At 70.5% G+C, this 23,070-nt stretch carries 18 protein-coding genes and 2 pseudogenes; 10 read left to right on the top strand and 10 right to left on the bottom strand.

The window, feature by feature from the left end; genetic code table 11:
• Positions 1–281: 281 nt before the first annotated feature.
• The gene (locus IEZ17_RS29335; protein WP_189305379.1) at positions 282–863 is read left to right on the top strand and encodes a hypothetical protein; all 582 of its coding nucleotides are present in this window, start codon (positions 282–284) and stop codon (positions 861–863) included.
• Between the two features lie 8 nt (positions 864–871).
• Positions 872–1,714, top strand: a complete 843-nt coding sequence (locus IEZ17_RS29330; protein WP_189305378.1) for a hypothetical protein — start codon at positions 872–874, stop codon at positions 1,712–1,714.
• Between the two features lie 411 nt (positions 1,715–2,125).
• On the opposite strand, the gene IEZ17_RS29325 is transcribed toward IEZ17_RS29330, so the two are convergent.
• The 3 genes from IEZ17_RS29325 to IEZ17_RS29315 are packed head-to-tail and all read right to left on the bottom strand — an operon-like array spanning position 2,126 to position 4,030.
• A complete protein-coding gene (locus tag IEZ17_RS29325; RefSeq protein ID WP_189305376.1) occupies positions 2,126–2,539 on the bottom strand; it encodes an arsenate reductase ArsC in 414 nt (137 codons plus the stop codon).
• Positions 2,532–3,626 (bottom strand): ACR3 family arsenite efflux transporter, encoded by a 1,095-nt coding sequence (gene arsB, locus IEZ17_RS29320; protein ID WP_268249857.1) that lies wholly within the window; start codon positions 3,624–3,626, stop codon positions 2,532–2,534. Before arsB ends, IEZ17_RS29325 begins: the two co-directional genes overlap by 8 nt.
• Positions 3,623–4,030 (bottom strand): ArsR/SmtB family transcription factor, encoded by a 408-nt coding sequence (locus tag IEZ17_RS29315; protein ID WP_189305374.1) that lies wholly within the window; start codon positions 4,028–4,030, stop codon positions 3,623–3,625. The genes arsB and IEZ17_RS29315 overlap by 4 nt, the downstream gene beginning before the upstream one ends.
• Before the next feature lie 79 nt (positions 4,031–4,109).
• Between IEZ17_RS29315 and IEZ17_RS29310 the strand changes: the two genes are divergently transcribed.
• Positions 4,110–4,589, top strand: a complete 480-nt coding sequence (locus tag IEZ17_RS29310) for an ArsI/CadI family heavy metal resistance metalloenzyme (protein WP_189305372.1) — start codon at positions 4,110–4,112, stop codon at positions 4,587–4,589.
• A gap of 208 nt (positions 4,590–4,797) precedes the next feature.
• Here IEZ17_RS29310 and IEZ17_RS43030 read toward each other — a convergent pair.
• A pseudogene (locus tag IEZ17_RS43030) lies at positions 4,798–4,989 on the bottom strand (NUDIX hydrolase); the annotation flags it as partial.
• A 618-nt stretch (positions 4,990–5,607) separates the two neighbouring features.
• Positions 5,608–6,591 (bottom strand): C1 family peptidase, encoded by a 984-nt coding sequence (locus tag IEZ17_RS29300; RefSeq protein ID WP_189305371.1) that lies wholly within the window; start codon positions 6,589–6,591, stop codon positions 5,608–5,610.
• A gap of 792 nt (positions 6,592–7,383) precedes the next feature.
• Here IEZ17_RS29300 and IEZ17_RS29295 point away from each other — a divergent pair.
• Together IEZ17_RS29295 and IEZ17_RS29290 are read left to right on the top strand one after the other, a co-directional pair.
• Positions 7,384–9,042: a sigma-70 family RNA polymerase sigma factor gene (locus tag IEZ17_RS29295; RefSeq protein ID WP_189305369.1), complete on the top strand. Its 1,659-nt coding sequence runs from the start codon at positions 7,384–7,386 to the stop codon at positions 9,040–9,042.
• 1,221 nt (positions 9,043–10,263) lie between these two features.
• Complete coding sequence (locus tag IEZ17_RS29290) at positions 10,264–10,590, top strand: chaplin (protein WP_189305367.1); 327 nt, start codon at positions 10,264–10,266, stop codon at positions 10,588–10,590.
• A 1,153-nt stretch (positions 10,591–11,743) separates the two neighbouring features.
• On the opposite strand, the gene IEZ17_RS29285 is transcribed toward IEZ17_RS29290, so the two are convergent.
• On the bottom strand, positions 11,744–12,394 hold the full coding sequence (locus tag IEZ17_RS29285) for a TetR/AcrR family transcriptional regulator (protein WP_189305365.1): 651 nt from the start codon (positions 12,392–12,394) through the stop codon (positions 11,744–11,746).
• Positions 12,395–12,487: 93 nt separating this feature from the next.
• On the opposite strand from IEZ17_RS29285, the gene IEZ17_RS29280 reads away from it, so the two are divergent.
• The 3 genes from IEZ17_RS29280 to recQ all read left to right on the top strand — a co-directional run bounded on the left by IEZ17_RS29280 (position 12,488) and on the right by recQ (position 16,747).
• Positions 12,488–13,957, top strand: a complete 1,470-nt coding sequence (locus IEZ17_RS29280) for an amidase (RefSeq protein WP_189305363.1) — start codon at positions 12,488–12,490, stop codon at positions 13,955–13,957.
• 298 nt (positions 13,958–14,255) lie between these two features.
• Positions 14,256–14,423, top strand: coding sequence for a hypothetical protein (locus IEZ17_RS29275; RefSeq protein WP_189305361.1), 168 nt, complete (start codon positions 14,256–14,258; stop codon positions 14,421–14,423).
• A gap of 329 nt (positions 14,424–14,752) precedes the next feature.
• Positions 14,753–16,747 carry a DNA helicase RecQ gene (gene recQ / locus IEZ17_RS29270; RefSeq protein ID WP_373299978.1) on the top strand — a complete coding sequence of 665 codons (1,995 nt, stop codon included), beginning with the start codon at positions 14,753–14,755 and terminating at the stop codon, positions 16,745–16,747.
• Between the two features lie 36 nt (positions 16,748–16,783).
• On the opposite strand, the gene IEZ17_RS29265 is transcribed toward recQ, so the two are convergent.
• Positions 16,784–18,076 carry a sensor histidine kinase gene (locus IEZ17_RS29265; protein ID WP_189305359.1) on the bottom strand — a complete coding sequence of 431 codons (1,293 nt, stop codon included), beginning with the start codon at positions 18,074–18,076 and terminating at the stop codon, positions 16,784–16,786.
• The gene (locus tag IEZ17_RS29260; RefSeq protein WP_229852765.1) at positions 18,073–18,804 is read right to left on the bottom strand and encodes a hypothetical protein; all 732 of its coding nucleotides are present in this window, start codon (positions 18,802–18,804) and stop codon (positions 18,073–18,075) included. Before IEZ17_RS29260 ends, IEZ17_RS29265 begins: the two co-directional genes overlap by 4 nt.
• Positions 18,805–19,149: 345 nt before the next feature.
• On the opposite strand from IEZ17_RS29260, the gene IEZ17_RS29255 reads away from it, so the two are divergent.
• Together IEZ17_RS29255 and IEZ17_RS29250 are read left to right on the top strand one after the other, a co-directional pair.
• On the top strand, positions 19,150–19,464 hold the full coding sequence (locus IEZ17_RS29255; protein ID WP_229852764.1) for a hypothetical protein: 315 nt from the start codon (positions 19,150–19,152) through the stop codon (positions 19,462–19,464).
• A gap of 254 nt (positions 19,465–19,718) precedes the next feature.
• Entirely contained in the window at positions 19,719–20,069 is a 351-nt protein-coding gene (locus IEZ17_RS29250; protein WP_189305357.1) for an ATP-grasp domain-containing protein, read from the top strand.
• Here the strand turns inward: IEZ17_RS29250 and IEZ17_RS29245 are convergent.
• Together IEZ17_RS29245 and IEZ17_RS43025 are read right to left on the bottom strand one after the other, a co-directional pair.
• Positions 19,988–21,475, bottom strand: coding sequence for a glycosyltransferase family 39 protein (locus IEZ17_RS29245; RefSeq protein ID WP_189305355.1), 1,488 nt, complete (start codon positions 21,473–21,475; stop codon positions 19,988–19,990). The two genes, IEZ17_RS29250 and IEZ17_RS29245, sit on opposite strands and share 82 nt — an antisense overlap.
• Before the next feature lie 214 nt (positions 21,476–21,689).
• Positions 21,690–23,070 (bottom strand): annotated as a pseudogene (locus IEZ17_RS43025) (serine hydrolase); the annotation flags it as partial.

Below are 23,070 nucleotides of genomic sequence, written 5' to 3'. Positions count from 1 at the left end.
GTCCATGCTGATGCTGGATGTGCAGCTCCCCCAAGTTCCGCTGACATCCAACGCTGACATCAACGACCCCGGACGGTGGCGACACACAGCAACCACGTATGGCACCGTCGCACAACGCGGGCTCCGACCAAGCCGAGGGCGGATCGAACTCCTAAAGCGGGTGTCGGCAGTTCGAATCTGCCCGGGGGCACCAGCCAAAAGGCCCGGACCAGCTATGGTCCGGGCCGTTTTGACGGCAGCATTTGACGGCAATCACCCCTCAGGCCGCCGGCTGACGGCGCTTGAGCAACCTGTCCATGTGGCTGCACGCCGTCGCCGCCACCGAAGGCCGTTCCCTGCACCTGACCTGCGACCTGACACCTACCACCGGCGCCGACCTGCTCGCGTGGATGGCCGACCAGCTGCGGGCTTCAGCAACCGTCCGTGCCAACCTCCCCCACCTCGCCTCCCGCGAAGAACAGGTATCCCATCTGGCGGCCCTGCTGAAGGAGTTCACCGGAGCCCTGCACGAAGGGGTGATCGAGGAGTTCCTCCTCGCGCGGGGCACGATGGACGTAGGTCGGCCCATGCCGTCCCTGCCGTTCGTCGGCGGCATCCCCGCCGACGAAGACCTCCGCGTCCGCCTCACCGCGTCGGGCGCGTGGTACGAGGTGGACGGCGAGGGCCGCGTAGTGATGAGCGCAGGCGGCCAGCAATGGACGTTCGCCTCCCATGCCCTCGCCATGGTCAGGCACCTCGCCGAGGGAAGAACCACATCCCTGGGCGAGTTGGCGGTAGCCTCATCGCTCCCCGTCGGCCAGGTCGCTGCTCTGGTTTCCGAGTTGGTCGCGGCCGACGTCGCCGCCGTCAGCCGCAGCAGGTAGCAAGCCTGATGTTCACTGCCCCTGAGCCCGCTGTCAGGGACCGCATGCTCTCCGCCCGCGGCCACGCCTGCGCCCTGCTGGACGTCGCCGATGCCGTGGGCGGAGAAGTGTGGGGATATGCAGGCCGGACGCTGTCCGGGGCCGTGACGGCCCCGGACAGCCCCGCCTGGTTACGGCTGGTCAGCGAACCCGAGGGCAAAGCGCGCGGGAAGCTGTGGGAGGGCCCCGAGGAAGCGGAACGATCCGTGTCTCCCGCTGTGCCCCGACCACGGCTGCTCAGGGTGTGGGACTGGTCGGCCGACGGCTGGGTCTACCGGGCCGAGCTGTACCAGCACGTCGACACACCACCGGTGTCCCGCAGCCCGGTCCTCCACCATGGCGCGGACCTGCCGGACTCCTGGTGGCACAGCCTCCACCAGGCCCTCGACCACCTCGCGCGCATCGACACCAGCCGCCAGGCCGTGCGCGAGCAGTACATTCGCCGCCGTGTCCCGGAGTACACCGGCATCACCCCAAGCGAGATCACCTGGACCACCGCACACGGCGACCTTCACTGGGCCAACCTCACCGGTCCACAGCTATGCCTCATGGACTGGGAGGGGTGGGGCACTGCCCCCACCGGTTACGACGCAGCCAACCTCTACCTGCACTCCCTCCCCGTGCCAGACATTGCAGAACGAGTTCGCAAGGAGTTCGCCCACGTCCTGGGCACTCCCTCCGGCCGACTCGGGGAGCTGACCGCCTGCACAGAAGTCCTCCAAGCAGCAGCCCGCGTGCCGTTCTACGCCGACCTGGCCGACCATGTGCGGCAGCACCTCGATCACTTGCGCGGCATGCTCCCCAGGCCGTGACCAGCGCTGACGTGCTCTACTGCGTGGCGTCGCACGTTTCGCAACGGCTGACTCCAGCGAGGCTGATATTGCCTTGCGTCGGCCGGAGCGGGGCGGACGCAGACAGTCGCCGCCACGCACCCGCAGCGGGATCGGTCACCCAGCCGAACTTCGGTGCTCGGATGGCGCTTTCGCTCAGATGGGTACACCCGGGTAGGTGCGCTTTGCCCTCGTAGTGAATGATGATCGCGCCCTTTGGCCAGCCCGCCCACTTCGACCCGCCCCCGTCGGACCTGTGGCCGGCACGTCGTACACGGCCGTCAGGTGTGCAGTCGGCGCAGTTGTGCAGTTCATGGCGTTCGCAGTACGACAAGACCATCTCCCCGTGCACGTCGTTCGACCGTTGAGCTCAGGGGCGGTGCCACCAGTGCGTTAGGCGATCTCGTCGATCAGTTGGCGGACGCGTCGTTCGATCTCGTCGCGGATCGGGCGGATGGCGTCGAGCCCCTGTCCGGCGGGGTCGGACAGTTGCCAGTCGAGATAGCGCTTGCCGGGGAAGACGGGGCAGGCATCCCCACAGCCCATCGTGATCACGACGTCGGATGCTTGGACGGCTTGCGTTGTGAGCACCTTGGGTATTTCGGCGGAGATGTCGATGTCGACCTCGGACATTGCCTGGACGACTGCCGGGTTGACGGTCTCGGCGGGGGCGGAGCCGGCCGAGCGCACCTGGATGCGGTCACCGGCGAGGTGGGTGAGGAAGGCCGCGGCCATCTGGGAGCGGCCGGCGTTGTGGACGCAGACGAAGAGGACGGATGGTCGGGCGGCGGCGTCAGGCTCAGGCACAGGTGGTCTCTTTCTGCGGTGCGGCGAGGGGTGAGGTGTAGAAGCGGCGGGCCCAGAGGGCGACGTAGACGAGGCCGATCAGGACGGGTACCTCGATGAGGGGTCCGACGACGCCGGCGAGGGCCTGTCCCGAGGAGGCGCCGAAGGTGGCGATGGCTACGGCGATGGCGAGTTCGAAGTTGTTGCCGGCCGCGGTGAACGCCAGGGTCGTCGCCCGCGGATAGTCCAGGCCGACGGCCTTGCCCAGGGCCATCGACCCGGCCCAGATGAGAGCGAAGTACACCAGCAGCGGCAGCGCGATCCGCGCAACGTCCAGCGGCCGGGAGGTGATCGCGTCTCCCTGGAGGGCGAAGAGCACGACGATCGTGAACAGCAGCCCCCACAGGGCGAACGGGCCGATCCGCGGGATCAGCTTCGTCTCGTACCAGCTGCGGCCCTTGCCCTTCTCGCCCAGACGCCGGGTGAGGAAGCCGGCAGCGAGGGGGATGCCGAGGAAGATGAGCACGCTGCGGGCGATCGCCCACACCGAGACGTTCAGTCCGATCTGTTCCAGCCCGAGCCAGCCGGGCAGGACCGAGAGGTAGAACCAGCCCAGCAGGCTGAAGGCCAGGACCTGGAAGACCGAGTTGAGGGCGACCAGGACGGCGGCGGCTTCTCGATCGCCGCAGGCCAGATCGTTCCAGATGATGACCATGGCGATGCAGCGGGCCAGGCCCACGATGATCAATCCGGTGCGGTACTCGGGCAGGTCCGGCAGGAACAACCAGGCCAGCGCGAACATGACGGCCGGGCCCACGATCCAGTTCAGCAGCAGGGAGGGCAGGAGCAAGCGGCGGTCTCGGGTGACGGTGTCGAGCCGGTCGTAGCGGACCTTGGCCAGGACCGGGTACATCATCACCAGCAGGCCGAGCGCGATCGGCAGCGAGACCCCGGTGACGGTGAATTTTGCCAGCGCCTCCCCAAGGCCCGGCACCAACCGGCCCAGGCCCAGGCCGACCGCCATCGCGGCCACGATCCACACGGCGAGGTAGCGGTCGAGGAACGACAGGCGGCCGGCCACCCCCGACTCGGGTGCGGTGGCGCTCACGAGCAACCCCCTGCAGCCTCGGCGCGAACGGGCAACGGCTCGCCGCCGGGGCGGGTGAGGATGCCGGCGAGGCGGTCGGTCATCTGAGGCAGCAGCCAGTAGTAGACCCACGTACCGCGCCGCTCGCAGTCGATCAGGCCGGCCTGCCGCAGCAGCTTGAGGTGGTGGGAGATCGTCGGCTGAGAGAGGTCGAAGGCAGGGGTGAGGTCGCAGACGCAGACCTCTCCGCCGGCCCTGGAGGCGATCATCGACAGCAGCCGCAGCCGCACGGGGTCGCCCAGCGCCTTGAACACCTTCGCCAGCTCCACGGCCTGCCCCTCGTCGAGGGGGGCCGTCAGCAACCCCGGGCAGCAGGCATCGACCGCGCCGTCGTGGCCGAGCACCTCAAGCTCTTGATTCGACATGCGTCTATGTTGACGTTCTTCGATTCAGGGCGCAACCTTGCATCGAAAGACTTCAATGCAGTCCATTCGGAGGCATGCCGTGTCCCGTGCCCAGCTCGCCCTGCGCGTCAGCGATCTGGAGGCGTCGATCGCCTTCTACTCGAAGTTGTTCGGCACCGAACCTGCCAAGCGTCGCGAGGGCTATGCCCACTTCGCCATCGCCGAGCCACCCCTGAAGCTCGTCCTGATCCGGGGCGAGCCCGGACAGGAGACCCGCCTCGACCACCTCGGCGTGGAAGTCGACACCACCGAGCAGGTCACCTCCGCAACCGACCGCTTCAAGGAATCCGGGCTGGCGACCTTCGAGGAGAACGACACCTCCTGCTGCTACGCCCTCCAGGACAAGGTCTGGATCCATGGCCCCGGCAACGAGCCCTGGGAGGTCTACGCCGTCAAGGCCGAAGCCGACACGCTTGGCAAGAGCTCCGATCCGAACCCGCCTCCGGGCATCTGTTGCTCGACCGACTCCGGCGAGTCGGAGGAACCAGGCGCCGCGGCGGCTTGCAGCTCCAGCAGTTGACGCTCCACCTCCGAGTGCCGCGCGCTCACCCGCGCACACCACCCATCCGCTGCCGCACAGCTTGCAGCAGCAATCCATCGCCGAACCGAGCCGAGCCACCACTGACCGGCGACGTTGGACAAGGCCCAGGACAGCCGGACGGCCAAACCGGATCGCGCCGTGCCCCATCCGTGCCCACCGGGCATCGAACCGGGCCGTGAGTCGGCGGGACCGCGGATCGCCCCTGTCCGGTCTCCTCCTCGGTCTCTCGCACAGCGATGTCCTCGCGGGATTCGCCGGGCTCGACATCGCCGGCCGGGAGCTGCCAGGAGAGCTTCCCCTCGCCGATCCGGCGCCGCACCATCAGCACACGTCCGCGAGACGTTCCCGGTCCTGGCAACGGAGGCCGGACGCGTCGCACAACCCATCGTCGTCACAGGGCTGATGCGGTCTGCGTCGTGCGGAGGCCCTCCGAGCATCCAGCACGGATCCGGCACCGGGCATGGCGACGGGGTCGGCTCCAGATGGAACCGACCCCGCCTGAACCGCATGTTTGCCAGATCGCTGAATCGATGCCATGACGGGCATCAAACGTTGCACCGGACCATCGACGACTCCGCTGTGATCTGCGATGATCGCGGGATTTGGAGCGCGATCCAGCGTAGATCCAGCATGCGGACCGTCACCGCGCCACCGCCCAGTGGGAACCGGCCCGACACCGTCCCTGACCGGCCACGACGGGGGCTGTTCGGGGCGCAGCGGCCTGCATCGTTGTCCGGCAGTGGCCCCCAGAGCCGGAGACGAGATGTAGCGGCCTGAACCACGGCTGATCGCGGGTGGGATGCGAGACTGCCCGGGATCCGTACCGCAGCGGCCAGAGCCGCATGGCCAAGAGGCCACCGCTGATGCGGTTGGCAACAGGGCTGACAGTTCGTCGCCGCCCCTGGTGGTTCTGACCGCTGGGCGGGTCGGTAGACAGGTGGGGCCGTGGACGGAGCCGTGTCGTTCGGGCCGACCTGGTCAGGTGCCCCGTTGGGTTTTACCGCTTGACGAGCTTGCCGACGGCGTTGGCTTCCCGCACCTGGTTGGCGAGGTAGTTCCAGGAGAGGTTGATGTATCCGTGGTCGCCCCAGCCGGTGCCCCAGGAGTTCTCGACCCGCACGCCCTTGCTGTTGTAGCCGACGATGGTGATCGCGTGTCCGCCCGCGAGTTGCTCGCCGGCGGCCGGAGAGTACGTGTAAGAGGCGGCCTGCTGCGGGGTCAGACGGAAGAAGCTGTTGTACACCGGAATCGCGATGACGACCGGCTCCCCCTGGGCCAGAGCGGCCTTCACGTCGTTCTTGATCTGGTTGCCGGTGTGCAGCGGGGTGTAGCCGGACAGCTTCCACTTCGCCGCGTTGGCTCGCTCGTGGGCGGTCGGCTGGGTGGTGTAGTCGAAGTCCCCCTGCGCGTAGTCGGACTTGGAGTCGACGCCTTGTGAGGTGGCTATCTTGAAGTGCTGCTCCGCCGAGGTGCCCATGTTCCGCCCCTTGACGATCTGGGCGTAGGTGTACATGGGCGCCTGGGGTCCGCCCTTGATCCCCTGCTCGTTCTCCAGGACGCTGTAGGCGGAGTAGTCGATGGCCCACGCGACACAGGCACCGACCCGGCCCTGGTTGCCGGGCTTGGCCGCGAACTTGGTCAGGTCGACGCTGGCAGGAAGGCTCTGAAGGCTCGTCGTGTTCGGCTTGGCAGCGACGGACGTCGGGCGGAGAGCGGTGGCCGCCAGCCTCGGCTGAACCGACTTGCGCAGCACGGACTGGCGCCACGCCGACTTGGACGGCACAGCGCCGAGGCCGAACGGGTGCTTCTTTCCGCTGAGAGCCTGTGACGCCCGGCTGGGTGCTTGGCCCTGACCGGGCACGACGGGGCTCGCCGTGGAGACCCCGACGGCCACGGCTGCGATCGCTACTCCCGTGCCGAGTGCGATGGCGGCGCGTGACTTGCCGCTGACGGCCTTCCACTTGCGGGATGCACGAGTCATGAATGAATGTCCTTTGCATTGTCAGGGGCCTGAAACTGGAGGGAGTTGGACGGCACTCCCCAAGGCCCCGGGCGAGCCGGTCAGGACGGATGTCCCAGTGCCGGGTTGCGTGTCGCAAGGCCCGTCTTCTGCAGGCGCGTTGAGCGTCTGTGGACCGGAAACGGGATTCCTGGGCTTTGGTCAGCTGCGGGAATTTTCTGGCGCCGATCGAAGAATTGACGGCTACCGCAGCTCTCGTGAACTGGACGCTTTCGAAGGCATGTCCAATGAGCAACGGAAGCTAGCCGAACCACGCACACCGAAGCAAGTCCCACGTGTCAGTGATCACAAATTATTCGTCGAACCGGAGGGCATGAGGAGCCCGGCACAGCATGCGGCTCCACAGCCTCACGGCACCCTCTCCCGCCTCTCCACGCCATGGGGAACCGCAGTGAACGGCCTCACATCGGCGCAGGTCACATGCCGTGTGCCAGTCCACGGCAGTCCGCGCTACGCCCCGCCACGAGGTGCTTGTAAGTGGCGTGGAATGCCGCCGAAGAACTCGCGGCACCCTCAATGTCATTGACAGTCGACGCCCTTGTCGGCAGCGCACGGCAAACCCACCCGACGCCCTAAATGTCCGCACAACGACATCAATGTGGCGCCGATATGGCGGAATGACGGAACTCGTCGAGGGGCCCAGAGGAGCTCAGAAAAAAATTCTCCGAGTTTCTGTTATCCGTCCTCCCCTGGCAGGGTCTCCCAGGTATCGAAGGCATGCAGACACGTCGGCGACAGGGAGCGAGGAAGGACATGAGCCCAGAACATGGAACCGCGGTCGTCGCGACCGCACAGGCAGGGGACCGGTGCGCGCAGGACGAGCTGGTCGCCGAATATCTGCCGTTGGTCTACAACATCGTCGGACGCGCACTGCACGGTCACGCCGACGTCGACGACGTGGTGCAGGAAACCATGCTCCGCGCGCTCGACGGACTGGCCGGCCTGCGCACACCCCACCGGTTCCGCTCCTGGCTGGTGGCCGTGACCATGAACGAGATACGCCGGCACTGGCGCAGCAAACAGGCATCCGCTTCCGATTCCAGAATCGACGAAGTGACCGAACTGGCCGACCCTGGCGCGGACTTCGTCGATCTGACCATCATCCGGCTGGGGCTCTCGGGCCAGCGCCGCGAGGTCGCCGAAGCGACCCGCTGGCTGGACGAGGACGATCGCGCGCTGCTGGCGCTGTGGTGGCAGGAGGCCGCGGGCGAGCTGACCCGGCCCGACATGGCCGCCGCCCTCAAGCTGCCGTCGCCGTACGTCGCGGTGCGAGTGCAGCGGATGAAGGCTCAGCTGGAAGCCGCCCGGCTGGTGGTGCGCGCGCTGTCGGCGACGTCCCGTTGCCCGCGGCTGGAGCCCGTCGTGGCGCGCTGGGACGGCGCGCCCTCTGCGCTGTGGCGCAAGCGCATATCCCGCCACGTCCGTGACTGCCGGGACTGCTCGGGCCGAGGCAGCGGCCTGGTACCGGCGCAAAGCCTCCTCGCCGGCATCGCCCTGATCCCACCGACCGCCTCTCTGGCCTGGTACGCGACCCAAGCGGGCCACGGCGCCGCAGCCCTCAACCCCGCAGCCGGGCTGGCCAGTTCAAGCATGACCAATGCCACTTCCACGCCCCTGACGACGGCACGGCACGCGGCGCCCCCGCCGCACAGCCTGGCTCGCGGACCGATCGGCGGCCACCACCGTCCGCGGTTCCGGCCCCGACGCGCGCACGTACTCGCCGGCGCCGCCGCCACAGCAGCGGCCACGGCGATCTCCGTCATGCTCGGCTCACCGGACAGCGCCCCGAAGACCGACCCCGCGGTCCCCAACCGGCCGGTACTGGTGAAAGCGGCGCCGATATCCAGCCCGCCACCCCATACCCCTTCCCCTTCCCACCCGCCCACGGCCTCCCCCAGCCGGACACCGACCGTCGAACCGTCACCGGCCCACCCGGCCCCCACCCCCTCGAACACCCCGACCCCGCAGACAGCCGCCGCCCCCGACGCGGTCGAGCAGGTCCTCGCCGTGATCAACCAGGCACGAGCCGCCCACGGCCTGCCGCCCTACTCCCTCACCACCGGCCTCACCCGCAGCGCGACCGCGCACAACACCACGATGGCCGGCGGATGCGGCCTGTCCCACCAATGCCCCGGTGAAGCCCCTCTGGGAGACAGAGAAACCGCCGCAGGCGTCCAGTGGGGATCCGCGGGAGAGAACATAGGCCGAGCCTGCGCGGGACCGGACCCCCGACAGATCGCCACCGCCGCCGTCAACCTCACCCAGGCCATGCTCGACGAGAAGCCACCCAACGACGGCCACCGCCAGAACATCCTCAGCAGCGCCTTCACCCACATCGGCATCGCCATCTACCGCAACGGCAACGGCAACGGCAACGGCACCGTCTGGCTCACCCAGGACTTCTCCGACTGAACACTGCGCGGCCATCAGCTCACCGGCGTCTTGTCGTAGCGCAGAGCCACCTTTGCGCGGGACGCACGGCCCCCGCGCCGCCGGTGCACCGCAGACCACGGGTCACTGCGGTGCCGAGGCTGCTGCGACGGCGTCGCACGCGTGCAGCGCTGCCCGGTGTACGAGACGAACCAGTGCCGCATCAGGGAAAGTTCGCCTTGCTGAGGATTGATCCACACCCCGGCCAGGTGCCACCCGGCGGCAGTGTTCGCGTGGCGGCAAGGGCCTGCCCATCGGCCGTCCCCGCACCCGGCCCGCTGTCGTGGCCGGAGCAATCCGCATCCCGCCGACAGCGGTGTGCGCGGGAGGCAGAGATCCGGCGCCTGCGCCCGCGTCTCGGTAACCCTGACGAGCCACAGTCGCCACGCGGCGACAGCCGGCCTCGGCTCCCTGGGAGAAATCTGGGAGAAGACCTTCTCCCGAAGCCTCTGCGACACCACGCCAGACCACCCCACGCCAACCCTCTGACCTGGGCAGATACCAGAACACGCAGGTAAGGATCTTGCCCGTACTTCATTCGGGACGAAGAGGGCGTGGGTTCACATCCCGCCACCCCGACTGACAAGTAGCCCCCAGGCGCCGCCGGCAGCCGGCCGGTCCCCCCCTGGCTCTCCCAGTACTGCCAGAGCACGTCGTGCACAGGTCGAACCGGCGGTCGGATTGCTTCTGCTCGAAGGGCGCCAGTGGTTGACGCAAGTTGTCGACCTGACCCTCAGGACGAGGCTCCGGGCCGTCGGCGTGCTGCTGCGGTGAGTCGCCCTCGGAAGAGACCCCGCTCGCGGTAAGGACGCAGGCCCGAGTACCGCCTTACGCCCAATGGGAACGACCGGTCCGTCCCGTGAGGAAGGACCGGTCGCTGTCTTGCCTCAGCCCAGTGAAGAGCGTCCTTCTCTTTCCTGTCCGATAACGACTCGGACGAAGGGGCAATGCGGCCGAAAGGCGCGGTTCATCCGATCAGTGGATGCGGAATCCCGATCACGGTTGCCAAGGTTCCCGAACACGCGCCGGCCGCCGTATCGGGTAACACGGTGAAATTTCATCTGGCCTGCTCAATCGATTCTCATAAGCCGGTTGGGCCGCAGGGAGGTTTAACCACCGGTTGTCGTGCCATCGGAGGCGGCCAGGCGTTGGCAGCGTGTAATCCAGCGACTGGGTTACCGGACAACCGTAGGAGGGCTATCCGTGAACACTGCCAAGAAGGCTGCCATGGTCCTTATGGCGGTCGGCATCGCGACGGGAATGTCGACAGGTGCGGCTTTGGCGAACAGCGGTGCGCAGGGCGCCGCCGTCAAGTCACCCGGCTTCGCCTCGGGCAACCTCGCCCAGATGCCGATCCACATGCCGATCAACCTCTGCGGCAACTCGATCAACGTGGTCGGCGTCCTCAACCCGACCTTCGGGAACACCTGCATCAACGCCGAGCCGGAGCACCACACAGAAATCAGGAACTACCACCATCACGAGCGCCACCATGAGGCGCGCCACGACCACGAAGAGGACGAGGACTGACCGGTTTCGCACCAAGGCCCTGCGGACCATCCGGTCCGCAGGGCCGTACCGGGCCGGACTCAGCCCTGCCGGATCGGATGCCCGGGCGCCGACCGTCACAAGGGCTCAGTCCTGCTCGTCCTGTCCGAGGACGTGAACAGTTGGCTGCGGCTGCCCGCGCCGCTCCACCAGCCGGGACACATCCAGAGACGCCCGGCTCCACAGGCGTCTTCCGATCGTCCTCCGCTGCGCGCGGCTGAGTGACCAACTGCGTGACAACCGCAGCGAACTTCGGCGAACCACCACGGACCATCAGGCACCACAACCGCAGGTCGACAGCCATAGCGCCTGAGCCCGCGAAGGTAATCGAAGTGCTTCGGGACGAAGAGGTCGTGGGTTCACATCCCGCTGTGCCGAACCTTTTCCTGCGTGAGCGATGCGTGAGCGGACGGCGGAACACGAGGTGCCGAAAGCTGGACCCAGGGTCAGAGCGGGTGGCGCTGACCTGCAAGAACAGCACCACCCAGCCTGATCCAACACCCTCGATCGGGGATTCGACCCCACTCCTAGAGCGGGTGTCGGCAGTTCGAATCTGCCCGGGGGCACACAGCCAAGGGCCAGTTGAGCGGCTTCACCGCCTTGAACTGGCCCTTTTGCATGATCACGGCCGGGCCGTGCACGTGCCGCAAGAGCCAGGAGTCCGTGTCGCCGCGCGGCTGCCGCCGACCGGACGTGAGGTGACGAGCGGCGCCGGATCGGCGGCGGGTGTCCTGGCCGTTCGGCATCGGGCCAACTTCTTGCCGGCGTAGGGCGCCGGAGCTGGGGACGGGGACGGGGACGGGGACGGCCGAGGCTCTTGGGCGGCCCGATCACGAGTCTCTTCCGTGCCCGCAGCCCGGCTCATCAGGGAACGTCCCTGAGAAAGCCCTGATCGAACCCTTATGGCTGATGCGGAGTCAGTGGGCGGCAGGCCCGGTCGCCGCGTGCACCGCAGGTGGCACACATGCGGTGCACGCGGCGGGCGGGGAGCCGGTGCGGGGGGGCTGCCCGCACCGGGGTACCCGCCCGGCGTCGGTGCGAAGTCCCGGGAAGCGGGCTGGAGTTGCGGCGGGGTGCCGCGTCGACGGCATGCTCTGCGCCCGAGGCCGGGCGAGGGCGCCGCCGAGCACCTTCGTCACGCCCCGGGGGCCTCTTGGGGTGGATCGTGTGCGAGCGCGGTCCAAGAGCGCAGGAGCAGGTCGAAGGCGTCGACCACGACGTCGTCCGGGATGCCGCCGGGGGCCAGGAGGCGCTGGATGAGCAGGCCGTCCTCCAGCGCGTGGACGATCAGGGCGAGGAACGCGGGGTCTGCGGGCGATGCGACGCCGCGGGCGGCGAACGCCTGCCGCAGGCCGGTGGCATGGGCGTCGCGGGCGAGGAGTTCGCGTTCGGCGAGCAGCGGGCGCAGCTCCTCGTTCCGCAGGGCGTGCAGGACGAGTTCCATCCGCAGGGCGAGCCATTCGGGCAGGTGCGGGGCGCGGTCGCGGTTCCAGGCACGGAGCCTGTCGAGGGCGTCGGCGAAGGAGCCGGCGTCCTGGGTGAGGGCGCCGACTTCCTCCAGTTCGCGACGGGTGCGCTGCTGGAGCAGCTCGGCGACGAGGGCGTTCTTGTCCTCGAAGTTCCCGTAGAAGGCGCCGCGGGTGTAGCCGGCGCGCTCGGCGATCTGCTCGACGGAGGTGCCGTTGACACCGCGTTCGGTGAACAGCTCGGCGGCGGCGGCCAGCAGGCGGCTGCGGGTCTGCTGTCGGCTCTCTTCGCGGGTCAGGCGCTTGCGTTCGGGTGTCACGGCGGCATCCTACGGCGCACCTCGGAGGAAATATTCAGTTCTGTATTCAGATACAGGGCTGTATTTTTCTTGCCGGAAGGAAGGGAGGGTCCGATGGGGACCGACGAAGTGTGGGCACTGGGGGCGTCGGAGCTGGCGAGGCTGGTGGCGTCCGGAGAGGTGTCGGCGGCGGAGGTCGTGGCGGCGCACCTGGAGCGGATCAGCGCGGTGAACCCGCAGGTGAACGCGGTGACCCGGTTGCTGGAGGACGGCGCCCGGCAGGCGGCGCGGGAGACCGACCGGCGCCGGGCCGCCGGCGAGCGACTGGGCCCGCTGGCCGGGGTGCCGTTCACGGTGAAGGAGAACATCCACGTCGCCGGATCGGCGACCACGCACGGCGTTCCGTACTTCCGCGACTGGGTGGCGAAGTCGGACGCTCCCCCGGTGCGGCGGCTGCGCGCGGCCGGGGCGATTCCGATCGGCCGCACCAACATGCCCGATCTTGCGATCGCCGGACTGCACACGGTCAGCCAGCTGTTCGGGGACACCGTCAACCCGTGGGACCCGTGGCGCACGCCCGGTGGCACCAGCGGCGGCGACGCGGTCGCGGTGGCGACCGGTATGGCGGCGCTGGGCCTGGGCAACGACTCCGGCGGATCGGTGCGCAACCCTGCGACGTTCAACGGAGTCGTGGGGCTGAAGCCGAGCTACGGGCGGTTCCCGGCCGACCACCGGATGAACGACCAGGAGCCGGTCCTGGGCCACCAGCTCTTCCCCGTGGACGGCCCGCTGGCCCGATCGGTGGCGGACCTGCGGGTGGCATACGAGGCGCTGGCGGGGACGGATCCGCAGGACCCGCGGGCGGTCCCGGCACCGCTGTACGGGCCGCGGCCGGACGGGCCGGTACGGGTCGGGGTGGTGATCGACCCCGGCGGGCGGGGCGACGTCCACCCGGACGTGCGCGCGGCGATCGAGGCGGCGGCGTCCGCCCTGGAGGACGCCGGGCACCCGGTCGAGGAGGTGGAGGTGCCGCGGATGCAGGACGCCCTCGACGGCTTCGGCGCGCTCCTGCGAACCGAGTTCTCCGTGGCGTGGCCCGTGCTCAGGCGGCTGCTCACCGACGACAGCGCCCGCCACATCGAGCTGGACACGCAACGCCATCCGGCCGTCGGCCTGGAGGAGTACCTCCGGCAGACCGGTGTGCGCCTCGGCGTCCAGCGCGCGTGGGCCCGCTTCTTCGAGCGCTGTCCGGTGCTGCTCGGGCCGGTGTCCACGCAGCCGATACCGGAGCCCGTGGTGCCGCGGACCCTGGAGGAGCGCGACGCGACGTTCGCGCCGCTGCGGCTGCTGACCGCGACGACGTATGTAGGGGTGCCGGCCGTGGCCGTGCCCACCGGGCTCGCGGCCGGTCTGCCGCAGGGCGTCCAGGTCGTGGCGGGGATGTACCGCGAGGACCTGTGCCTGGAGGCGGCGCAGCGGATCGAGGAGCGCCTGGGCGTGCTCACCCCGCTCGACCCCCGCGCGCAGCGGGCCGGTGGAGACGGACTGTCCGGGGTGGTCGGCGGCGCGCTGCGTCACAGGTGAGGCGCCCCGCATCACGGCCCCGGCCCCCGGCCCCCGGCCCACAGCCCACAGCCCACAGCCCACAGCCCACAGGAAGGCGTACGTGGCCGGGGGCGGGGGGGCTGCCAGGGTGTGCCGATTGTCACATGGCCGTGTGGGAGGGGGCACCGGCCGGGAGCCGGTGACCGGATACCGGTGGGCCGGGCCGTGCCGGGGACGGGCGGCGGGAACGGTGCGGTCGGGCGGGGCGGTATGAGAAGGATGACCTTGCTGGCCAAAACCGGCGCGGCCACGTGAGGCGATCTATACCATTCACCCCATGAACCCCTCTATCGCTCCGGACGAGGCGAACGAGCGGATACGCGCGTTCATCGCCGCTCGTCCCGGCGGCGCGCTGTCGCCCGAGGAGCAGGACGAGTACGACCGGCTGCTGGCCGCGTGGGCGGAAGCCGTTCACACGCGGGCGGCGTCGGCGTGTACCCCATGACATACGTGAAGCACTGGAGCGCGTGAAGCACGCCACCGGACATCAGAGGCCACCCAGGAGTGATCCTGGGTGGCCTCTGGTGTCCGGTGGGACCCGGTGATCGCTGGTGATGCCCGGTGGGACCTGGTGATGCCGGGTGGGACCTGGAGATGTCTGGTGGGACCTGGAGATGTCTCGTGGGGCCGGTGATATCTCGTGGGGTCCGGTGCTGTCCGGCGTCCATGATCGGACCGCGGGGCGGGTGGAGTTATCCACAGGGCGGGCGGTGGGGGTGGTGAGGCTCGTAGGCTTTCGGGGTGGGTTCGGCGGATGCGGGAGTGGTCGTGGGCGTGGATGTGGACGTGGATGTGGACGGTGCCTCGGGGACGGGCGGGGCGGCGGACGAGGCGGTGCAGGTGCTGCGCCGGGTGTTCGGGTACGACGCGTTCCGCGGGAGTCAGCGGGAGATCATCGAGCACGTCGTAGGGGGCGGCGACGCGGTGGTGCTGATGCCCACCGGCGGCGGCAAGTCGCTGTGCTACCAGATCCCCTCGCTGGTGCGGCCGGGCGTCGGGGTCGTGATCTCGCCATTGATCGCGTTGATGCAGGACCAGGTCGATGCGCTGCGGGCGCTCGGGGTGCGGGCCGGGTTCCTCAATTCGACGCAGGATCTGGAGGAGCGGCGGCTGGTGGAGGCCGAGTTCCTGGCCGGTGAGCTGGATCTGCTGTATCTGGCGCCGGAGCGGCTGCGGGTCGAGCAGACGGTGCAGCTGCTGGACCGGGGGAAGATCTCGCTCTTCGCGATCGACGAGGCGCACTGTGTCGCACAGTGGGGGCACGACTTCCGGCCGGATTATCTGGCGCTGTCGATGCTGCACGACCGCTGGCCGGACGTGCCGCGGATCGCGCTGACGGCGACGGCGACCGAGGCCACCCACGGCGAGATCACCTCGCGGCTGGGGATGGCGGATGCGCGGCACTTCGTGGCCAGCTTCGACCGGCCGAACATCCAGTACCGGATCGCGGCCAAGAACGAGCCGAAGAAGCAACTGCTGGAGCTGGTGCGCGCGGAGCACGCCGGGGACGCGGGCATCGTCTACTGCCTCTCGCGGGCTTCGGTGGAGAAGACCGCGCAGTTCCTGGTGGACAACGGGGTCGCCGCGGTGCCGTATCACGCGGGGCTCGACGCCCGTACGCGGGCGGGGAACCAGGCGCGGTTCCTGCGGGAGGACGGGCTGGTCGTGGTCGCCACCATCGCGTTCGGGATGGGGATCGACAAGCCCGATGTGCGGTTCGTGGCGCATCTGGATCTGCCGAAGTCGGTGGAGGGGTACTACCAGGAGACCGGGCGCGCCGGGCGCGACGGGCAGCCGTCGACGGCCTGGCTGGCGTACGGGCTCCAGGACGTGGTGCAGCAGCGGAAGATGATCGACGGTTCGGAGGGGGACGACGCGCACCGGCGGCGGCTGTCCGGCCATCTGGACGCGATGCTGGCGCTGTGCGAGACGGTGGCGTGCCGGCGGGTGCGGCTGCTGGCGTATTTCGGCCAGGACAGCGGCCCGTGCGGCAACTGCGACACCTGCCTGGCGCCGCCGCAGACCTGGGACGGGACGGTGCCCGCGCAGAAGCTGCTGTCGACGGTGGTGCGGTTGCAGCGCGAGCGGGGGCAGAAGTTCGGGGCGGGGCAGATCATCGACATCCTGATGGGGCGGAAGACCGCCAAGGTGATCCAGTTCGATCATGACGCGCTGAGCGTCTTCGGGATCGGCGAGGATCTGCGGGAGGCCGAATGGCGGGGCGTGGTGCGGCAGTTGCTCGCGCAGGGGCTGCTGGCCGTCGAGGGGGACTACGGCACGCTGGTGCTCACCGAGGCGAGCGGCGAGGTGCTGCGCGGGCAGCGCGAGGTCCCGATGCGGCGGGAGCCGGAGAAGGCGGCCCGGGCTGCCAAGGCGAAGGCCAAGGCCAAGCGGGCGCCGGTGGATCTGCCGGAGGCGGCGCTGCCGGTCTTCGAGGCGCTGCGCGGCTGGCGGGGGCGCACGGCCAAGGAGCAGGGCGTGCCGGCGTATGTGATCTTCCACGACGCGACGCTCCGGGAGATCGCGACGGTGCAGCCGGCCACGACGGCCGAGTTGGGCGCGGTGAGCGGCGTCGGCGAGAACAAGCTCGCGAAGTACGGGCAGCAGATTCTGGATGTGCTGGCGGGGCGGGATGCGGGAGACGCAGCCGCGGGGGACGGTCCTGCGGGCAGCGGACCCGCGGGTAACGGCTCTGCGGGAGCGCAGGCGGTGCCGCCGGCTGCGGACGAGGACGACCTGCCGGAGCCGCCGGATGACATCGACTGGTGAGAAGGCGCGGGGAGTTGCGGGGGCGGTCGCGGCGGTTCAGGAGGTCGGGGTGGTGTGGTCCGGGGGGTGAGGCGGGAAGCTGAGGAGGGCGCGGGCGCCGCCTTCGGGGGCGTTGGTGAAGTAGAGGCCGGTGCCGAGGACGGCGGCCTGGCCCACGGCGATGGTCAGGCCCAGTCCGTGGCCCTTGCCGCGGCCCGGGGCGTCGGTGCGGAAGCGCTGCGGGCCGTGGTGGAGCAGGTCCGTGGGATAGCCGGGGCCGTGGTCGCGCACCTCGATGGCGGGGATGCCGCCGGGCGGGGCGTCCACGGTCACCACGACCGGGGGCCGGCCGTGCCGGTGCGCGTTGATGACGAGGTTGGCGAGGATGCGGTCCAGGCGGCGCCGGTCGGTTTGGACGACGGTGTCGGCCAGGATCCGTACGTCGGTGTCGAGGCCGGTGGCGTCCACGGAGCGGGTGACGAGCGGACCGAGTGCGCAGGCGGCGAGGTCGGCGTGCTCGGCGCCGGAGTCGAGCCGGGAGATCTCCAGCAGGTCCTCGGTGAGCCGGTGCAGGGCGTGCAGCCGGTCGTTGATCATCTCCTTCGGGCGGCCCTCGGGAAGGAGCGCGGCGGAGGCGAGGATGCCGGTGAGCGGAGTGCGCAGTTCGTGGGCGACGTCGGCGGTGAAGCGCTGTTCGGCCTGGAGGCGGCCCTGGAGGGAGCCGGCCACCGAGTCCAGCGCCGCCGCCACCGCCGCCACCTCGTCATGCGCCGCCGGGCCGCCACGCGGCCACTGACCTGCGATGTCGCCGACCCGGGCGTCCAGGTCGCCGGCGGTGATGCGGCGCGCGACGGCCGCGGTGGTGGTCAGCCGGCGGCTGATGCGCTGGGCGAGGAAGAGGCCGGCGAGGGCGACGGCGGTGGCGGCGAGTACGGCCGAGCCGAGGATCGCGGTGTCGAACTTCTCCAGGGTGCGGCGGGTGTTCCCGTACGGCGACCAGACGGCCATGATCTGGTCGCCGGCGGGCGCCGCGGCCCACATCACGCGCTGCCCGCGATAGCTGCCGACCATGCTGCCGCGCCGGCCGCGGCGCACCAACTTCCGTAGCGCCTCGGGGAGTTCTGGTGGGTCGAGGACGGCGTTGATGCCCTCGCGGGAGGTGCCGTACTCGAAGAGGTCGAGCGCGGCGTCGAGGTCCGCGCGGGTCTGCTTGCGGACCTCGCCGACGGTCTGGCGGGCCACCGCGTTGTGGACGAGCACGCCGAGGACCGCGGCGACCGCGCAGCACACCGCCGTCACGGTCAGCGCGATCTTCCAACGGAGGGACACGGCCGGGCGGGGGCGCCTCATGGCGGGGTCCCGGGCGGACCGGGGGCGGCCCGCGGAACGCGCCGGCCGATGCTCGTCGGGGACGGGGGCGCGCTGGTGGGGGCGGGCGACGGGGCGGTGGGCGAGGGCTTCGGCTTGTGGGCGACGTCGAGGGTGAGGTCCCACAGGCCCATGGAGTGGCCGTCCCACACGTAGTCGGTGACGCTGACGTAGCGCGGGTCCTTGGTGGGCTCGCGGACCGCGAGATGACCGGCCGCCAGTTCGACGCCGGCGAGGACGCCGCGCAGCGCGAGGATCCGGGTGACGACCGCGTTCCGGACGGTGTAGACGCGCAGATCGCTGGTACGGCGGTCGAGGTCGACGACGGTGATCAGGTCGGGTTTGCCGTCGTCGGTGAGATCGTGCAGCTCGGGGCGGCGTACGGAGCGGGGGGCGGGCGCGCGGTCGCCGTCGGAGGTGTAGTCGGCGTCGAGGACGGCCAGCGGGTCGGCGTCCTTCATGTTGCCGCCGGGGATGCGCGGGACGCCGGGGAGGGGTTTGAGGGCGGCGGGGTTGTCGCTCTCGCGGAGGGGCGCGGGGGTGTACTGCGGCCAGAGTTCCAGGGGGGCGTTCACGCTGCGCGCCCGGCCCTCGTTCTTGAGGCCCTCGGGGCTCGCGCAGCCGGCGAGGGGGACGAGGGCCAGGGCCAGGGCGGCCACGGCGGTGCGGGTGGTCGGCGTCGCGCCCGCGGGGCGCCGTCGGTGCCGCATGCCGTTGTCACCGCCTTCGCCCGCCGTGTGCCGTTCGCCGGCGGACGCCGCGCGCCCGCCGCTGCCTGCACCAATACCCGCAAAGGCCAGAAATACGGGCATAGCTTGACCAAGCTACCCAAGGTGGAGCGGTAAGGAATCTTCAGGACGGCCGTTCCGGCGGCTGCCGGACAGCCGTTCCGGCCGTCCTCCCAACGGGGCCGCCGGCCGCTTCGTTTCACGACCGACCGGAGATGGTGGGGGTGACTGTTACACAACGTACGGATCGCCGTTATGGACGCTCCGTAGCGTGCTCCCCGTACCGCACCCCAGGACGGCACCGGCCGTCCACGACGAGGAGTAGCCATGCGGGCCCAGCGCCGCTCCGCCTTCCGTACCGCCACCGTCGCGACCGGCGCACTGGCCGTCCTGCTGCTTCCCGCGGGCGCCGCCTTCGCCGACTCCACCGCGCCGACGAACAGCCGGGCGTCGATCCTCCTCCCCGACGAGGGGCTGGCCGGTATCGCGGAGAAGGCCGAGCAGCTGCCGAAGGCCGGCCTCATCGGCGGCGCGGGCGCGCTGGGCGCGGCGGGCGTCGCCCTCGCGGTGCGCCGGCGGAACGGCCAGGACACACCGCGGACGGCACACGCCGCCGGCACCGCGCAGCGGGCCTCCCGCTAGGACGACGCGCCGGCGCTCCCGGCCCGGACGCCGTCCGGCCGAGGCCGCCCACCCTCCTCCGCCGCACCCCTCCCCCATAGGCCGCGGCACCTCCCCGTAGGCCGGGCTCCATCAGCCGCTCCACGCGCCGCGCCTCCCCGCTCCGCGACAGGGCCGATGCCACCGACCGGACCGCGGGAGGTCCCACCTGTCCGGGCATCCGCGGGCGACGACGCATCGGTGTCGGCCGAAACGTCGCGGCGGAGAACGGATGCATGACGCCGCCGACCCCCTCGACACCTCCGCCGTCGTCCGAGTACAGCTCCGAGTACAGCTCCGAGTACAGCTCCGAGCTGGCCCGGCTGGCGGCGCTGCCCAGCGCGGCGGCGGTCGACGTCGGCCGCACGGACGACGGCCGTTGGGCAGTGGTGGAGGCCAACATGCCCTGGTTCGCGCACAGTTACGCGGCCGATCCGGAGGGCGTGCTGTACGTGGTGCTGCGCGCGGCGGGGCCCCGGGACCGGGTCCGGGACGGCGACCTCGGCTATCTGCGGGCCGCCGGCGGCTGCCGCACCGCGTCCGCACCGTCCCGGCAGCCGCCCCCGGCGCCGCCGGCCCGCGCATAGACCGTTATCCGGGCGCCGCGCACCTCCCTGCTGCCGCACACCACGAACTCCCCGCGCAGCGTGGCCCGTTTGGCGATCTCCTGGTCGTTGTCGTCGACGGGCTGCCCGGACGGGTCGCCCGCCACGACGATCCGGCGGCTGGCCAGCATCCGGTCGCGGATCTCGTCGCCGGAGAGCTCCGTCCCGTAGAGGGTGTGCGACGCCACCGGGCTCCTGAACAGCGCGAGATCGTCCAGACCGCGGAAGTCGTGCGGCCGGGTCGCCATCCAGATGCGGCGGCGGGACGGCATGAAGAGCAGCCCGTCGCCCGGCTCGGACACCTCGCGCACCGCCTGGGCGACGGCGGTCGCGTCATCGACCCGACTGTCCGGGCTGCGCAGATGGACGTCCACGGGCAGCAGCGCGGCCAGGGCCAGCGACAGCGCCAGCACCCGCCGCAGCAGCCGGCCGCGGGTCTGGCCCAGCTCGCCCGCCGGCCGCAGCAGCCGGGCCAGCGCGGCGCCCGCGACCAGGGCGAAGCCGGCGACGTAGTAAAGGACGTAGCGGTCGACGTAGGCCGGTTCGACGTGGGAGAGGAGGAGCAGGAGGAGGGTGGGCAGGAGCAGCAGCGGGATGCCGATGGCCCGCATCCCGATCGGACCGCGGGAGCTTATGGGGACGCGGGCGCAGCCGAAGCCGAGGACCGCGAGGACGGCGAACGTCAGGAGCTGGAGCGGGTCCGGCCACATGAGCCAGCTGATCTGGGCCGACTGCCGGGTGCTGAAGACCGCGAGCGGGGCGAGGCCGGCGAGCACGGTGACCGCCGACAGGGACCAGGCGCGCAGCACGCGGCGGGGCAGCCGGGCCAGTATGACGGCGGCGCCGTGCGCGGGCAGCGCCAGCGCCGCGAACTCGTGCAGCAGGCAGGCGAACAGCATCAGCGCGGTATAGCCCCACCACAGCTGGCGGCGCGGGCGGGCGGCGGCGAGCACCAGCAGATACGTGGCCCAGACGACCGCCGCGCAGATCGTCGCGTAGGAGCGCCCCTCCTGCGCGTACTGCTGCACGACCGGGATCAGCGTGAAGGCGAGCCCCGCGAACAGTCCCGCACGCCGCCCGACCAGGCGCTCCCCCAGCAGCGCGATCCCCGCCGCGGCGGCCGTCATCGCCACGACCGACGGCAGCCGCAGGCCGATCACCGCGCCGAGGGTGCCGCCGAGGGTGGCGTCGTAGACGACGAACCAGACGTGCATCAGCGCGTAATACAGGCCGTGCACCACATCCACATGGAGCAGCGTCAGCCCCAGATCGGACAGGCTGCGGTGCGCCATGTCGTAAGTGACCGCCTCGTCACGCCAGATGGCGTCCTGCCGGCGGATCCCCCACGCCCCCAGGAACAGCATCAGCCCCGCGGGCGCCAGGACCACCGCGCTCCGCACCGCCCATGCCGCGGATGCGGATGCGGATGCGGGAGCGGACGCCTGGTACGTCTTCTGCGCTGGCGCTGCGTCGATGACGGGCTCCGGTCACGAAGGGGACGGAGGGGCGGAGGGGCGGAGGGAGCGGTACGGGCGGGGTCAGGACGCGGGCCGGAGGCCGGGAGCCGGGCGACCGCCGTAACGGCCGCCCGGCTCCCGCGCCTCACCCCAGCCGGGTCAGCTTCGCCCCGAACGTCGGCTCGACCAGATCCGATTGCAGCGCCACCGGGACCTTCTGCTGGCTCGCGCCGTTGCCGACGGTCAGCTCGCCGACGACCGTGCCGGCCTTCGCCGTGTGCGGTACGGCCTTGCCGCCGTCGGCGATCGAGAACGTCGCCTTCATCCCGGGCCAGCCGACCGCCGTCAGATCCTTGGTGGCGACCACCGGCGTCCGGCCGTCGAGCCCGTCGTCCACGTAGCCGACGACCTGCCCCTTCTTCACCACGGTGGCGGAGGACAGCGCGTCCTTGGCCGCGTTGATCACCTTCTGGCTGTTCTCCAGGGCCAGTTGGAGGTGGGCGTTGGGGTCGGTGCCGCGGGCGCGCTGGTCCATCGTCACACCGAGCAGCAGCTGGTCCTTGCCGCCGACGGTGCGGTACGCGGCCCACATGAAGGTGCCGCCGGCCGGCGAGCTGGAGCCGGTCTTGATGCCGCGGACCACGCCCGCCATCGTCGTCAGCAGGCTGTTGTTGTTGTAGATCTTGTCCGGCAGGCCGTCGATCTTGACGTTCTCGGTGGTGACGACGGCGCGGAAGGCGTCGTTCTTCATCACCGCTTCGGCGAGCTTGAGCTGGTCGACGGCGGTGCTGACGGTCGTCTTGTCGAGACCGCTGGGGTCCGTGTACGTGGTCTGGGTCATGCCCAGGTCCTTGGCGGCGGCGTTCATCTTCTTCGCGAACGCGTCCTCGGACCCGGAGTCCCAACGGGCCAGCTGGCGCGCGACGTTGTTGCCCGACGGGATCATCAGCATCTGGAGCATCTGGTACTCGTTGAACTGCTGATTCGCCTTGAGCGGCACCCGCGACTCGTCCTGCTTGTGCGAGTCGGCCTCCCCCTGCGCGTCGATGGTGATCGTCTCGCCCTTCTGCCCCTTCTTCAGCGGGTGGTCGCGCAGGATCACGTACGCGGTCATCACCTTGGCGACGCTCGCCGTCGGCACCGGCTTGGCCTGGCCGGACGTACCCAGGCTGCCCACACCGACGACCTCGGCCGCGGCCTGGCCCTGGCCGGGCCACGGGATCGAGAGCGTGCCGCCCTGGAACGTGAACGCGGTCGACGAACCGACCGCCAGCGTCGGGCCGGGCAGCGGACGCACCGACTGGACGATCACGAAGATGATCCCCAGCAGCACGACCAGCGGGGTCCAGATCTTGAACCGCCGGACGACCGTGCGCAGCGGAGTCTCGGGCGGCGGCGGGGTGTTGGTGAGCTTCGCCAGCAGGTCCAGCGGCGGCAGCGGCTCCTGCCGGGTCCGCTCGGACTCCGACTCGGCGGCGGACCCGGTCGCGGAAGCGGCCCCCGAACCGGACGCGGACGCCGACGCG

The sequence above is a fragment of the Streptomyces albospinus genome (genome assembly GCF_014648695.1).
In the GTDB taxonomy this organism is placed as follows: Bacteria; Actinomycetota; Actinomycetes; order Streptomycetales; family Streptomycetaceae; genus Streptomyces; species Streptomyces albospinus.
This window is presented reverse-complemented; position numbering and strand designations above follow the sequence as displayed.